Consider the following 13156-nt stretch of genomic DNA (forward strand, 5'->3'; position numbering starts at 1 on the left):
TGACGGCGAACGACGCCACAAGACCGAGGGCCCGGCTCGCCGCAGCGCGGCGGGCCGGGCCCTTCGCTCGAAGCCCCGACGTTTCAGTCGTCGCCAAACGGGTTGCGGGGCTTGCCCCGCTCGAACTTGAGCAGCCCCTCATCCATCCCCTTGAGCCTGTCCTGCTGCCTGCGGTCCTGATCCCCGTCGGCGAACAGCCGGCTCATCCGCTCGGCTTCCTCGCGCTTGCGCTGCTCGAACTCGGCCATGGCCTCGCTCATCGCGGTGCCCTGCTCCTGTTCCAGCTGCTCGAGCAGCAGGTGGTCGCGGATTTCCAGGTGGTTCTCGTAGGCGCTGACCACCAGGTGCAGGACCCCCAGTTCGTGCAGGGCTGAGACCTTCAGGCGCAGGGCTTCCGGCGCCCAGCCCAGCAGTTCGGCGGCCTGCTCCGGCGTGGGCGAGCCGCCGTTGCGGTGGGCCAGCACGCGAACGGCCGCCACCACCAGATGTCCCTCGTCGCGCGTCACGTTGGCCATGGCGTCCTTTCGGGCGGGTGTCCGCGGCCATGATGGCGCCGGTGCCTGCGGCGCGCAAGCCCGCCGTCGCTCCCGGCTGCGATCAGCCGCCGGCTCTGATCATTCGCCGATCCTGGCGCGCAGGCGGGCCGCGCGGTGGGCGTCGCCCAGCGCGCGCGCGTGCGCCAGTGCCCGCCGGAGATCGCCGAGCCGGTGCTCGTAGAGGATCGCCGCCTCGAGATGGGTCCAAGGCTGGGGGCCGTGCTGCCGCGCGCACTCCGCCAGCAGCGCCGCGACGCGCTCCCAGTCGCGCACCCGCTTGAGGATGCGGACAGCGTCCGCGTAGAAGCGCGGCGGGGCGTCCGCCTCCGCCGCACCCGGCAGCGCGGCGACGATCCAGGCCGCGGCTGCGGCCCTCCCCGCCGCCGGCTCGTCGGGCCGTCGCTCGCAGAGGCGCGCCAGCGACCAGGCGTCCTGCCAGGGCAGGGGGCCGCACGACTCGGGGGGCGCAGAGGTGGTCGGCGCGCCCAGCAGGCGCGAACGCGCGGTGGCGGCGTCGAGGATGGCGGCCATGCCCTGCAGGTCCCAGACGTTGTGGTCGCAGACCTCGCGCAGGGCGTCGGTCTCGCCCCGGCGCACGAAGCCCCACCAGGCGGCGGGGATGAGGTGGCCGGGGATGTCCCCCGCGCCGCGGTGGTCGCAGCCGACCGCGGTCTCGACGGTCGTCTGGCGGCAATCCGGCAGGCGCCGGCCCCACAGACGGCGAGCAGCCGGCAGCAGGTCCAGGCCGGCGAGGTCCGCGAGCAGGTCGCGACGACGGCACAGGATGCCCCGCGTGCGCAGCAGCGGCAGGTCGAAGGTCTGCCCGTTGTAGGTCACCACCACCGCGAAGCGGGCCGCGAGTTCCGCCAGGCTCCCGAGCAGCGCGTCCTCGGCCGAGGGCGAGGCCAGCAGGTACTGCCGGACGCGCAGGCCGCCCTCTTCCCACCAGGCGGTCCCCACCAGGAAGGCCAGGGTGCCCGTGCCGCCGGCGAGGCCGGTGGTCTCGGTGTCCAGCAGCAGGATGCGGTCGGCCGTCACGTCCGCCGGGAGCGGCGCCGTCAGCACCGGGATCAGCGGGGCGAGGGGGCCGGGAGACGCCGCCCGCAACAGGACCGAACGGACGCGGACAAGACCCGCGGGCGAAGGGATCGACTCGAAACCGAGGGCGGCCAGCGCCGCGTCGTCGGGCGGGCCGGTTGGGCGGGCGTCGTCGAGGCGGGCGTCGTCAGGGTGGGCCGTCGCCGGGGAGCCGAAGCGGGCCAGCCGGCTGCGCAGGTCCACGTCAACCCGCCGGCGTCGCCGCGGCCAGCAGGCGGCGGGCGCCTTCGCGCGCGGTCGCGCCGGCTTCGGCCGGCACGCCGACGCAGGCCGGGCAGCCGTGCCCGCACGCGCAGCGTTCGAGGTGGCGCCGGGCCGCGGCCGTGATCTCGTCCAGTTGCAGGAAGATGCGGCGGGCGTAGCCGACGCCGCCGGGGTAGGCGTCGTAGAGGTAGAGGGTCGGCCGGTCGGTGAACGGCGACTTGACCATCGGCAGCGCGTGGATGTCCGACGGATCGGCCATGATGAACGCCGGCGCCACGCGGCCCAGCAGGTGGGCCAGGCCCTTCAGGGCGTCGCCCAGGTCGAGGTGCGAGGCGGCCAGCCAGGCGTGCGCGTCCGCGGGCAGCTCCCACCAGAAGCTCGTGGTGTGCAGTTCCATCTCCGGCAGGTGCACCCGTCCGGCGCCCACGTTCTCGTGGGTGCCCAGCTTGATCTTCTTGTAGACCGTGACCTTGCTCACCAGGCCGATCTCCCCGAGCCCCTTGCGTCCGTAGGGCGCGTCCAGCGACTCGTCGTCGGTGAGCGTGCGCAGCTCGGTCTTGCGCTGGGCGTCGGTGTAGTAGTCGACCTGGACGGGCTTGACGTAGGCCTTGCGCCGCTCCCAGTCCAGCTTGTCGACGTGGTACTGCCGCCCGCCGTGGATGTAGACCGCCTCGTCGTGGAGCATCTCCTGGGCCCCGAACAGGTCCATCTCGCCGATCACCAGCCCGTGCGGCTGGTCCGTGTCGATGATCACCACGTTCTCCGGCGCGGCGCTGCGCAGGCTGACGTCCTCGGCGGGGTACGTCTCGGCCATCCAGTGGTAGCGGGCGGCGTCGCGGTGCAGGATCCCCTGCTCGGCGAGGTAGTCCAGGATCTCGCCGACGTCGCGGCCGCCGAACTGTTCGCCCGCATCGAAGGGCAGCTCGAAGGCCGCGCACTTGAGGTGGCTGACCAGGATCACGAGGTTGTCGGGATCGACCGCCGCGCTCTCGGGCGCGCGGGCGAAGAACCACTCGGGGTTGGCCACGACGTACTGGTCCAGGGGGCTGCTGGTGGCGACCAGCACGGCCACCGAAAGGTTCTGGCTGCGCCCGGCGCGGCCGGCCTGCTGCCAGGTGCTGGCCACCGTGCCGGCGTAGCCGCACATGACGCACACGTCGAGCCGCCCGATGTCGATGCCCAGCTCCAGCGCGTTGGTGCTGACGACCGCCCGCACCGTCCCGTCGCGCAGGCCCTGCTCGATGGCGCGCCGCTCGGTGGGCAGGTAGCCGCCGCGGTAGCCGCGCACCTCGCCGCTGCGGATGCCGGTGCGGCGGCCCGCCCGCGCCAGGTAGGTCAGCAGCAGCTCGACGCGCGTGCGCGAGCGGGCGAACACGATCAGCTGCGCGTCGGCGGCCAGGAAACGCTCGGCCAGCGCGCGGGTCTCCTTGACGGCCGAGCGGCGGATCCCCAGCTCGCGGTTGACCACCGGCGGGTTGTAGAAGATGACGTGCTTCTCCCCCTGCGGGGCGCCGTTGTCGTCGATAACGCGCACCGGGCCGCCGGCCAGCTCGGCCGCCAGTTCGCCGGGGTTGGCGATCGTGGCCGAGCAGCCGATGAACAGCGGGTCGGCGCCGTAGAAGCGCGCGATCCGCCGCAGCCGACGCAGCACGTTCGCCACGTGGCTGCCGAAGACGCCGCGGTAGTGGTGGACCTCGTCGACGACCACGTAGCGCAGGTTCTCGAAGAGCTTGACCCACAGGGTGTGGTGCGGCAGGACGCCCTGGTGCAGCATGTCCGGGTTGGTGACCACGATGTGGCCGCTGCTGCGGATCGCGCGGCGGGCCGTCTCGGGGGTGTCGCCGTCGAAGGTGTAGGTCCTGATGTCGGCGCCGAGGTCGGTGATCACGCCGTGGACCTCGTGCATCTGGTCCTGGCTGAGCGCCTTGGTCGGGAAGAGGTAGAGGGCGCGGGCCTGCGGGTCGCGCAGGATCGCGTCCAGCACGGGCAGGTTGTAGCACATCGTCTTGCCGGAGGCCGTGGGGGTGACCACGACGAAGGGCTGGCCGGCGGCGGCGGTCCGGACGGCTTCGGCCTGGTGGGTGTAGAGGCGGTGGATCCCGCGGCCCTGCAGGGTTTCGACCAGGCGCGGGTGCAGGCTCTCGGGGAAGTCGGCGGTGCGCGCCTCGCGCGGCGGCAGCGTTTCCCACCGGGTGACGTTGTCCACGAAGGAAGCGTCGGCGCGGAGCCGGTCGAGCAACTGCGCCAGATTCACGGCGCCCGCCGATCAGCGCCGCCTACCGGTTGCCTCATCACGACGGTTGCCTCCGGAGCGCGAACGACGGCCGGTCAGCTGTCCCTGGGCGGCGCGGCGCCGCCGTCGCCGGCGTCGCTGCGGGGCGGGGCGGGGCGGGGCGCGTCGGTGCGGGCGACGTCGATCTCGCGCTTGACCTCGTCCTTGGCGTCCTGGGTCGCGCGGCGGAACTTCTTGACGGAGGAGCCGAGCGCCTCGGCGATCTCGGGCAGACGCTTCGGCCCGAAGACCATCAGGACGACGAACGCGATGATCAGCAGTTCGCCCCAGCCGATGCCGCCGAAGACGGCGAGGAACGGTGCCATGTCCCACCTTCCGATCGGTCAGCGGTACCAGCGCAGCATCTGCGAGGCCACGAACACGCCGACCAGGCTCATGAAGTTGAAGTGCAGCTTGAAGCCGAAGGCGATCTCCAGGATCACCAGGTCCCACTGGTTCAGCTCGGGTCCGAAGTCGATCGAACGCACGAACAGCTGGTGGGCCACCGAGCCCTCTTCCAGGAACAGGCCGATGATCTCGCTGAAGATGGCGCCGATCAAGATACCCAGGAACAGGGTCAGCAACACCGTTCCCATGGACTTCCGCATCCGCGCCCTCCCCGAGCCTGACCATTCCCCACCGGCGTGCGGTGCAATATACCCCGTCCGTCCCGCGAAACCAACGGGAATCCCGCCGCGCCGTCCCAGAGACCCGCGTCGCCCTAGAGGCCCGTGCCGCGCAGGGCGTCGGCCAGGGCGGGCCGCAGCCGGGCGTAGGACTGGTCGAGGGTCTCGGGGATCACCCGCGCGTCGCCGACGACGGTCATGAAGTTGGTGTCCGCCCGCCAACGGGGCAGCAGGTGGACGTGGAAGTGCCCGGGGATGCCGGCGCCCGCCGCCGCGCCCCCGTTGTAGCCGGCGTTGACGCCGTGGGGCTGGTAGACCTCGCGCACCGCCCGCTCCGCGGCCGCGAGCAGCGGCGCCAGATCGTTCACCGCTTCCGGCGCGCACTCCGTCAACCCGCCGACGTGCCCGTTGCACACCAGCAGCAGATGCCCGCCGTTGTAGGGGTAGCGGTTGAGGATGGCGAACCAGTGCCGGGACCGGTGCAGGATGAACTCCTGCTCGTCGCGGCCGCCCTGGCAGGCGCAGAACACGCACGCCTCCCCCCGCTGGTCCCCCTGCCGGACGTAGTCCAGGCGCCAGGGCGTGAACAGGCGGTCCATCGGCGCTCCTCCCCTTCAGCCGCGGCGGCGCAGCAGCGTCTCGGCCGCGGCCAGCTCGTCGACGGTGTTGATGCCGACCACCTCGTCGGGATCGTCGATGGCCACGGCCTGCACCGCGCGGCCGTCGGCCACCAGGTGGGCGATCGTGTCGGTGAGGTAGTACTCGGACTGGTCGTTGTCCGCCCGCAGCTTCGCGAGCGCCGCGACCAGGTCCGGGGTCCGGAAGCAGAAGACGCCGGTGTTGTACTCCCCGATCGCCAGCTCGTCCGGCGTCGCGTCGCGGGCCTCCACGATGCGCCGCAGCCGCCCGGCGCCGTCCTTGACGATGCGGCCGTAGGCGCCGGCGTCGGCGACCACGCAGGTCAGCACCGAGGCGCTCGCCTGCGCGTCGACCGTCGCGGCGACCAGGCGCCGCAACGTGGCGGGCCGCAGCAGGGGCACGTCGCCGGCCAGGACCAGGGTCCAACCGTCCGCGGCGAGGGCGGGCACGGCGACCTGCACGGCGTGTCCCGTGCCGAGCTGCGGCCGCTGCAGCGCGAAGGCCACGTCGGGGGCCCGGCAGGACTCCTCCACCAGCTCCGCCGCGTGGCCCACGACGACCACCGTGCGGGGCACGCCCGCCTCGCGCACCGCGCCCAGCACGTGGTCGAGCAGGGTGCGCCCGCCGATGCGGTGCAGCACCTTCGGCAGGTCGGACTTCATGCGGGTGCCCTTGCCGGCCGCCAGGACGACGGCCTGCAGGACGGGCGGGACGACGGTCACGGTTGCCCTCCTTCGAGCAGGGACGCCGCGCTCACGCCGTGCGGCTCGACGTCCAGGACCAGGTTGTCGATGAGCCGCGCCGGACCGACGCGGGCCGCGATCGCCAGCAGCAGCCTGCCCTCGGCCCGCTGCGGGCGGGACAGGTCGGGCACGCGCCGCACCTCGGCGTACTCCACGACGTCGGCGTCGGCGAGGTGCAGGGCCAGCAATTCCTCGAGCGGGGCGATCCCGCGTTCGCCGGCCGCCAGCTCCCGCCGCGCGGCCTGCAGGGCGCGCCACAGGCAGGTCGCGCGACGGCGGTCGTCGCCCTCCAGGTAGCGGTTGCGGGACGACATGGCCAGGCCGTCGGGCTCGCGCAGGGTGGGCGCGTCGATCAGGCGCACCGGCAGGTCGAGGTCGCGCACGACCTCGTCCAGCACCAGGCACTGCTGGGCGTCCTTGCGGCCGAACACCGCCGTCGCGGGCCCGACCAGGTTCAGCAGCTTGACCACCACCGTCGCAACGCCGCGGAAGTGCCCGGGGCGACGCGCGCCGCAAAGGCCGTCCGCCCGGGAGCCGGGCTCGACGGCGGCGCCGGCAGGGTGCGGGTACATCTCCGACACCGGGGGCGCGAAGACGGCGGCGGGCCCCAGCGGGCGCAGCAGTTCCAGGTCCTGCTCCAGATCGCGGGGGTAGCGCGCGAAGTCCTCGCCTGGCGCGAACTGGGTCGGGTTGACGAAGATCGACACCACGACCGGACCGCCGGCGGCGGCCCTTTCGACCAGGGACAGGTGGCCCGCGTGCAGCGCGCCCATGGTGGGCACCAGCACCAGCCGGCCGCCGGATCTCAGGGGGGCGAGCCGCGCGAGGTCGGCCCTGGTCTGCAGGAGTTCCACGCCCCTCAACCCTTCCCGGCGCGACGGGCCGGGTCCGGGTCCTCGTCCGGCGCGTCGTGGAAGCAGTGCTCGGGCGCCGGGAAGGTCCCGCCGCGCACCTCCTCGGCGTAGCGGCGGACGGCGGCCGCGGCCGCGTCGCCCAGGTCGGCGTAGACCTTGACGAAGCGCGGGCGGCGGCCGCGGTAGAGGCCCAGCAGGTCGTGGAAGACCAGGATCTGGCCGTCGCAGCCGGGACCCGCGCCGATGCCGATGGTCGGGATCCCGACGGCGGCCGTGACAAGCGCGGCCAGTTCCGCCGGGATGCACTCCAGCACCATGGCGAAGCAGCCGGCCTGCTCGAGGAACGCGGCCTCGTCCAGCAGGCGGGCGGCGGCGTCCTTCCCGCGGCCCTGCACCTTGAACCCGCCGAAGCGGTGCACCGACTGCGGCGTGAGGCCCAGGTGCCCCATGACCGGGATCTCCGCCGCCAGCAGGGCCGCCAGGATCGCGGCGCGGGCGCGCCCGCCCTCGACCTTGACCGCCGTCGCGCCGCCGTCCTTCACCAGCCGGATCGCGTGGCGCACCGTGTCGTCGGGCGAGACGTGGAAGCTGCCGTAGGGCATGTCGGCGACGACCGGCACGCCGGGCCGCGCGCGCACGACCGCCGCGGTGTGGTGCACCATGTCGTCGATCGTCACCGGCAGGGTGGTCTCGTGGCCCAGCACGACCATGCCCAGCGAGTCGCCCACCAGCACCGCGTCGACGCCGGCCTCGCGGGCGATCTGCGCCGAGGCGAGGTCGTAGGCCGTCACCATCACGATCCGCTCCCCCGCGCGCTTGCGGGCGGCGAAGACCTCGAGGTTCGGCTGCGGCTCCATGGCGGCTCCCGTGGTGTCGAGTCGGTCAGGCGGGCGCGAAGAACCGGGTTCCCTGGAAGTCCTCGCGCAGCTGGTCGAAGAGGCGCTCGAAGTCCCGGGGCACGTTCACGTAGTCGAAGTCGTTCGTGTTGACCACCAGCAGCGGCGTCTGCCGGTAGTGGTGGAAATAATAGCTGTAGGCGCCGTTGAGCGCATCGATGTAGTCGCGGTTCATGTCGCGCTCGAAGCTGCGGCCGCGCCGCGCGATGCGCTCCATGAGCACGTCGGTCGAGGCCTGCAGGAAGATCACCAGGTCCGGCTGCAGGATGCGCTGCTCGAGGATCGTGGCCAGCTGGTCGTAGAGCACGAGCTCGTCGTCGCGCAGGTTCAGGTTGGCGAAGATGCGGTCCTTCGCGAAGAGGTAGTCCGAGACCACCGACTGGGCGAAGAGGTCGCCCTGCAGCAGGCCCTGCTGCTGGCGGTAGCGGCTAAGCAGGAAGAAGAGCTGGGTCTGGAAGGCCAGGGCCGAACGGTCCTGGTAGAACTTCACCAGGAAGGGATTCTCCTCCACGACCTCCAGGTTCACCTGGGCGCCGATGTGACCGGCCAGGCGCTTGGTCAGGCTGGTCTTGCCCGCCCCGATCACGCCCTCCACGACGATGTAACGCCAGGGCAGCGCCGTCGCCGCCGCGCCTCCGTGCTCAGCCATCGCTCCCGTCCCAGGCCAGGGTTCCACCGGGCAGGGGGCGTACCGGGGGCCCGCCTGCGGCGCGGATGATCGCACGAACCGCCCCGACTGTCAGCCCCGAATCGGGCAGGATCAGGCCGGGGTCCAGTTCCGCGAGCGGTTCCAGCACGAAGGCGCGTTCCCGCAGGCGGGGGTGGGGGATCACCAGGTCCGGCTCGCGCACGAGCCGGTCGCCGAACAGCAGGATGTCCAGGTCGAGGGGCCGCGGCTGCAGGTGGGTGGCCGGTGGACGGCCGCAGTCCCGCTCGATCTTCTGCAGGGCCGCCAGCAGCTCGCGCGGCGACAGGCTCGTCCCGATGCGGGCGCAGGCGTTCAGGTAGGGGGGCTGCGGGCCGCCGGGGCCGACGTAGGCGGTCTCCCAGATCCCGCTGCGGTCCAGGGGCCGCACGCCGGCCAGGGCGCACACGGCCGCCCAGCCGCGGCGCAGCGACGACAGCCGGTCGCCCTGGTTGCTGCCCAGGCCGAGCGTCACCGTCGCCTCGCCGTGACGTCGCCCCGTCGGGTCGGGGCCCTCCGTCACTGGATGGACTCCCCGTGGCCGTGCCGGTGCAGGGGCTTGCGAGCCTTGCGGGACAGCAGGTCCTCGCGGGTGCGGTCGATGGTCACCGACACGCTGCCCAGGAAGTTCTTGATGGGCGGGTTCGGCTTGTGGACCGTGACGGTCGCCGCGTCCAGCGCGAACTCGGTCAGCAGCATGTCGCAGATGCGGCCGGCCAGGGCCTCCAGCAGTTGGAACGACTCCCCCGCCGTCAGCTCGATGATCCGCTGGTGGACCAGGGTGTAGTCCAGGGCGTCCTGCATGGAGTCGCTGATCGCGGCGCCCTGCACGTCGGTCCAGAGCTCCACGTCGATGACGAAGCGCTGCCCCAGCTCGCGCTCGGCCGGGTGCGCCCCGTGGTAGGCGTAGACGTCGATACCGGTGAGTCGGATGCAATCCATCACAGCCTCCTGAACCGTTCCGCGGCCTCGGCCAGCCGCTCGTCCGGGGCCGTCAGGGACAGCCGGAACCAGCCCTCGCCCCCGCTGCCGAAACCCGTGCCGGGGGTCACCACGACCGACGCGTCCGCCAGCGCGCGCCGGCAGAAGCCGAAACTGTCCTCGCCCCGCGGCACGCGCGCCCACACGTAGAACGTGGCTTCCGTCTCGAAGACCTCGAAGCCCGCGGCGCGCAGCGCGCCCGTCATCAGGCGGCGGCGGGCAGGGTAGACCGCCATGACGTCGCGCAGCAGGTCCTCTCCCGCCGGCGCGAGCGCCTGCGCGGCCACGTCCTGGACCGCCGAGAACACCCCGCTGTCGATGTTCTGCTTGACCTGTTCCAGCGCGGCGATCACCTCGGGGTGGCCCGCCGCGAAACCGACACGCCAGCCCGTCATGTTGAACATCTTCGAGAGGCTGTGGAACTCCACGACGCGCTCGCGCGACGGGTCCGCCTCGCGCAACAGCGACGCCGGGCGGCTGCCCTCGGGCACCACCTCGAGGTAGGCCGCGTCGCTGGCGATCACGACGCCCGTGCCGCGCAGCGCGGCGACGACGTCGGCGTAGAAGCCGGGCGCGGCGGTGGCGCCGGTGGGGTTGTTCGGGTAGTTCAAGAACAGCAGCCGCGTGCGCGCGCCGGCGGCGGCGGCCAGAGCCGCGGGGTCGGGCAGGAAGCCGCGGTCGGCAGCCAGCGGGAAGACGCGCGGCACACCCCCGGCCAGCAGCGTGGCCGACGCGTACACCGGGTACCCGATGTCCGGCACCAGGACCTCGTCCCCCTCCTCCAGCAGGGCCAGCGGCAGGTGCGCGAGCCCCTCCTTGCTGCCGATCAGGGCCAGGATCTGGGTCTCCGGGTCGACCGTGACGCCGTGGCGGCGCTGCAGCCACGCCGCCGCTGACTGTCGCAGCGCCGCCGAACCCCGGTTGGCCGGGTAGCGGTGGTGCTCCGGCCGCCGGATCGCGGCGGCCATCGCGTCGAGCAGGGGCGCGGGCGTGGGCCGGTCGGGGTCGCCGATGCCCAGGTCGATGACGTCGCGCCCGGCCGCCAGCGCGACGCGCTTGGCGCGGTCGATCTCGGTGAAGAGGTAGGGCGCGAGGCGCTGCAGTCGGGACATGGGGCTCCAGTCGGGATGCGGCGTCGATCGGGCAGGGAAAGCCCCGCGCCGCTTTGGGCAGACGCCGCCCTGGGCAGTCGCGGGGCTGGTCGACGGCGGTGCGGTCAGCGGCCGGCGTTCTGGCGCTGGCGCTGGCGGATCTCCTCGAGCTGGTCCTGCCGCTGCATCTCTTCCTGCGACCAGAATTTGTACTCGCCGGTGGCGTTGGCCGCCACCCAGCGGAACTTCTCCTTGGCCTCCATGTAGCGACCGGCGCCCTCGAGGGCCTTGCCCTGGGCGTAGACCAGGTAGACCCTCTGCGACTCGTCCTCGACGTGCGCGAGGAACTGCTCGGCGACCGCGAGGGCCTCGTCGGTGCGGTTGGCCTTCGTCAGCAGCTCGGAGAACTCGCTCGCGCTCTTGCTGTCCGACGGCTTCAGCTCGAAGTACTGGCGGTAGGCCGCCACCGCGGCGTCGGTCTGGTTCAGCCGGGTGCGGCACCGCGCCAGGTTCAGCAGCACGTTGTCGCGGCGGCTGCTCTCGGGGTTGTTCTTCAGGAAGGCGTCGCCGAGATCGGCGGCGCCCGTGTAGTCGCCCGCGCGCATCTTCTCGACGATCAGCTGGTAGCCCGTGCTGCCGCCCGCCTGCGATCCGTACTCGGAGGCCTTCACCGCGTACAGGTCGGCCTCCTTGACGTTGCCGAAGCCGCGCTCGCGCTCGGCCGCGGCCCGGCAGGCCTTGGTCAGTTCGGGCAGGACCTTCTCGCGCAGGTTCGGGCAGCCGTCCAGCACCTGCTCGAAGGCCTCGACAGAGCGGGGGAAGTCCTTCACCGCGTTGTGCATCACGGCCAGGTTGAAGAGGATCGAGCAGTCCTCGGGCGCCAGACGGCTGGCGTTGACGTACGCCTGGCGGGCGAGGCGGTACTCCTTCAGCTTCGCGTAGGTCTTGCCTAGGTCCATGTAGTCGCCGGACTGGGCTTCCTTGCCGCGCACCTCGATGAGGCGCTCGAAGGTGGTGCGCGCCTGCGCGAAGTCCTCGGTCGCGAAGTAGGCCTTGCCCAGGTACTTCAGCGAATTGGCGTGCTCGGGGCAGATGCTCAGCGCCGACTGCAGCTGCGGGATCGCCTGGGCCCAGCTCTGGGCCTTGATGAAGTCCCCCGCCTGCGAGAAGGCGAAGTCGGCTTCCTTCTGCTGGCCCTCGGGGCAACCGGCGAGCGCGGGGCCGGTCGAAACCGCGACCAGGAGGCTGAGGACGAAGAGCGACGTCAGGATCTGGATCCGTCTCGGCACGGGACACCTCCGACGCGACCGGGAGGCCGCGGTGCGATGATCGAGGGGGCGCTGGTCCGGGATCTGATGCGGACACGGGAACATAGGACATCCTCCGGATCGTGTCAACGTGGGCCCGCGCCCGGCGAGGCGCTCCCGTGAGTGGAAGCCGCGCGTCCCCCGTTCAAACCGCGCTGCCGCCTTCGGTTCCCCGGTCGCCGGTTCCCGGCGGTTCGTCGTGGTCCCGCGCCACGCCCGGGTCGTCCACCGCCAGCCGCAGGACGGGCACCCCCGCCGACCGGATGAGGTCGCGCATGGGGCCGTCGTGGTCAGCGGGCTCGCGGCCGCGCCACGGCGCGCACGGCATCACGACGGGATGCCCACGCTCCCCATTGTAGGTGGGAACGACGACCGCCGCCGGTTCCCGACGGGAGGCCCCGGCCAGCAGGCGGCAGGTTGCGGCGGCGACGTGCGGCACGTCGACCGGATGCAGCCAGAGGTGCGTGGCGCGGGCGCCGAGGCGGACGACCGCCGCCAGGACCGAGGCGGCGGTGTCGCCGCCCGGCGGGTGGAGTGCCCAGACCGGCCGCAGGCGCCGCGGCAGCGCGCCGGCGTAGGCCGCGGCCAGCGCCGGCGTGGTCACGATGCAGAGCGGGCGGCCGTCGTCGTCGTGGAGTTCCGCCACCCGGCGCAGCATCGGGCGCGGGTCGTCCGGCAGCACGACGAGCCCCTTCGGCGCGCCCATGCGCCGGGAGTCGCCGCGGGCCAGGATCACGGCCCAGTCGCGCCGGTCGACGTCCGCGCTCATGCGCCCGCCGGCGGCGGCGGTCCTGCGTCGCGGTAGACCGCGCGCAACCGCGGCTGCGGTCCCCGCACCTCGCCCAGGACGAGGAGCGGCACGTCCCGTTCCGCCATCAGACGCCCGAGCGCCGCGAACAGGCCGATGCTGTCGAGGCAGTCGTCGAGCCGCAGCAGCGCCGGGGCCGCGGGCGTGCCCGCCGCCGCGCGCGACAGCAGGCCCGCCGGTCCGCAGACGACGTCCGTCAACCCGTCCCAGCCGCGCGCCGCGAAGCCCGTCAGCGGCACGACCGGCACGACCAGCGACGTGCGCTCAGGCAGGACCGGCTCCGCCGTCGCGGCGGCCGCCAGCACCACGCTGCCGGGCTGCTCCCCGGCCAGGTCGTCGACGGCCGTCGCATCAGGACCGCCGTCGCCGAGCCTGCAGCACCGGCACGCCACGCCCTCGGCGGCGAGCGCCGCGGC

16 protein-coding genes are annotated in these 13156 nt (G+C 73.0%); all 16 read right to left on the bottom strand.

Annotated elements, in window-relative coordinates:
* Positions 1-83 precede the first annotated feature (83 nt).
* On the bottom strand, positions 84-515 hold the full coding sequence (locus tag Q7W29_04380) for a hypothetical protein (GenBank protein ID MDO9171052.1): 432 nt from the start codon (positions 513-515) through the stop codon (positions 84-86).
* 99 nt (positions 516-614) lie between these two features.
* Complete coding sequence (locus Q7W29_04385) at positions 615-1817, bottom strand: ribonuclease H-like domain-containing protein (GenBank protein ID MDO9171053.1); 1203 nt, start codon at positions 1815-1817, stop codon at positions 615-617.
* 1 nt (position 1818) lies between these two features.
* Positions 1819-4092 carry a DEAD/DEAH box helicase gene (locus tag Q7W29_04390; protein MDO9171054.1) on the bottom strand — a complete coding sequence of 758 codons (2274 nt, stop codon included), beginning with the start codon at positions 4090-4092 and terminating at the stop codon, positions 1819-1821.
* Positions 4093-4166: 74 nt separating this feature from the next.
* Complete coding sequence (locus tag Q7W29_04395) at positions 4167-4436, bottom strand: twin-arginine translocase TatA/TatE family subunit (protein MDO9171055.1); 270 nt, start codon at positions 4434-4436, stop codon at positions 4167-4169.
* 18 nt (positions 4437-4454) lie between these two features.
* The gene (locus Q7W29_04400; protein MDO9171056.1) at positions 4455-4718 is read right to left on the bottom strand and encodes a DUF4321 domain-containing protein; all 264 of its coding nucleotides are present in this window, start codon (positions 4716-4718) and stop codon (positions 4455-4457) included.
* 113 nt (positions 4719-4831) lie between these two features.
* Positions 4832-5335: an HIT domain-containing protein gene (locus Q7W29_04405; protein ID MDO9171057.1), complete on the bottom strand. Its 504-nt coding sequence runs from the start codon at positions 5333-5335 to the stop codon at positions 4832-4834.
* Positions 5336-5350: 15 nt separating this feature from the next.
* Complete coding sequence (locus Q7W29_04410) at positions 5351-6097, bottom strand: NTP transferase domain-containing protein (protein ID MDO9171058.1); 747 nt, start codon at positions 6095-6097, stop codon at positions 5351-5353.
* Positions 6094-6972 carry a pantoate--beta-alanine ligase gene (panC, locus tag Q7W29_04415; protein MDO9171059.1) on the bottom strand — a complete coding sequence of 293 codons (879 nt, stop codon included), beginning with the start codon at positions 6970-6972 and terminating at the stop codon, positions 6094-6096. The genes Q7W29_04410 and panC overlap by 4 nt, the downstream gene beginning before the upstream one ends.
* A gap of 5 nt (positions 6973-6977) precedes the next feature.
* Complete coding sequence (panB, locus tag Q7W29_04420; GenBank protein MDO9171060.1) at positions 6978-7829, bottom strand: 3-methyl-2-oxobutanoate hydroxymethyltransferase; 852 nt, start codon at positions 7827-7829, stop codon at positions 6978-6980.
* Between the two features lie 25 nt (positions 7830-7854).
* Positions 7855-8517: a deoxynucleoside kinase gene (locus Q7W29_04425; protein ID MDO9171061.1), complete on the bottom strand. Its 663-nt coding sequence runs from the start codon at positions 8515-8517 to the stop codon at positions 7855-7857.
* Positions 8510-9076, bottom strand: coding sequence for a 2-amino-4-hydroxy-6-hydroxymethyldihydropteridine diphosphokinase (gene folK, locus Q7W29_04430; GenBank protein ID MDO9171062.1), 567 nt, complete (start codon positions 9074-9076; stop codon positions 8510-8512). Before folK ends, Q7W29_04425 begins: the two co-directional genes overlap by 8 nt.
* Positions 9073-9495 carry a dihydroneopterin aldolase gene (gene folB / locus Q7W29_04435; protein ID MDO9171063.1) on the bottom strand — a complete coding sequence of 141 codons (423 nt, stop codon included), beginning with the start codon at positions 9493-9495 and terminating at the stop codon, positions 9073-9075. The genes folK and folB overlap by 4 nt, the downstream gene beginning before the upstream one ends.
* Positions 9495-10646 (bottom strand): aminotransferase class I/II-fold pyridoxal phosphate-dependent enzyme, encoded by a 1152-nt coding sequence (locus Q7W29_04440; protein ID MDO9171064.1) that lies wholly within the window; start codon positions 10644-10646, stop codon positions 9495-9497. The genes folB and Q7W29_04440 overlap by 1 nt, the downstream gene beginning before the upstream one ends.
* Positions 10647-10750: 104 nt before the next feature.
* Positions 10751-11914, bottom strand: coding sequence for a tetratricopeptide repeat protein (locus tag Q7W29_04445; GenBank protein MDO9171065.1), 1164 nt, complete (start codon positions 11912-11914; stop codon positions 10751-10753).
* Between the two features lie 163 nt (positions 11915-12077).
* Positions 12078-12701 carry an NTP transferase domain-containing protein gene (locus Q7W29_04450; protein ID MDO9171066.1) on the bottom strand — a complete coding sequence of 208 codons (624 nt, stop codon included), beginning with the start codon at positions 12699-12701 and terminating at the stop codon, positions 12078-12080.
* Positions 12698-13156: hypothetical protein (locus Q7W29_04455; protein MDO9171067.1), on the bottom strand; the 459-nt coding region annotated here is incomplete at its 5' end. The genes Q7W29_04450 and Q7W29_04455, both read right to left, overlap by 4 nt.

Source organism: bacterium, assembly GCA_030654305.1.
Taxonomy (GTDB): domain Bacteria; phylum Krumholzibacteriota; class Krumholzibacteriia; order LZORAL124-64-63; family LZORAL124-64-63; genus PNOJ01.